Source organism: Lamprobacter sp., assembly GCF_034860625.1.
Lineage (GTDB): Bacteria > Pseudomonadota > Gammaproteobacteria > Chromatiales > Chromatiaceae > Lamprobacter.
The window spans coordinates 1-495 of sequence record NZ_JAYESN010000754.1 but is presented as its reverse complement, the minus strand read 5'-3'; the positions used below and the strand labels follow the sequence as shown (position 1 = coordinate 495).

At 61.8% G+C, this 495-nt stretch carries 1 protein-coding gene; it reads left to right on the top strand.

All coding sequences use genetic code 11. The features are described from left to right. Window positions 1-79: 79 nt before the first annotated feature. Window positions 80-495 (top strand): transposase (locus tag VBE63_RS31150; RefSeq protein ID WP_323686801.1); only part of this gene is annotated, 416 nt, incomplete at its 3' end.

Here is a 495-nt window from a genome sequence, read left to right as displayed (position 1 = left end):
CTAGCAGCCTGTCGGACTTTGCTACCGCCGCCCGCGTGCCGACTTGTTAGACTGTCGTGCTCCTTCAGGAAAAACGCCGATGCCCAACTTCCGCTCGATCGATCGCACCCGCCCATTAGAGTTGCCCCTGTCTTTACAGGACTGGCTGCCCGAGGGCCATCTGGCGCGCTATGTCGTCGAAGTGGTGGAAGCGCTCGATCTGAGCGCCCTGATCCAGGCGTACGCCGGGCGCGGGAGCTTGCCCTATCACCCGGCGATGATGCTCTCGCTGCTGATCTACGGCTACGCCACCGGCTGTTACTCCAGCCGCAAGATCGAGTTGGCCACGTTTGATTCGGTGGCCTTTCGCTTCATCGCCTGCAATCAGCACCCCGATCACGACACCCTAGCGACCTTCCGCAAGCGCTTTCGGGTGGAATTCGAGGCGGTGTTCGTGCAAGTGCTGGAGGTTGCGCACGCGCATCAGTTCAGTCGCTTCGGCCAGGTGAGCCTGGA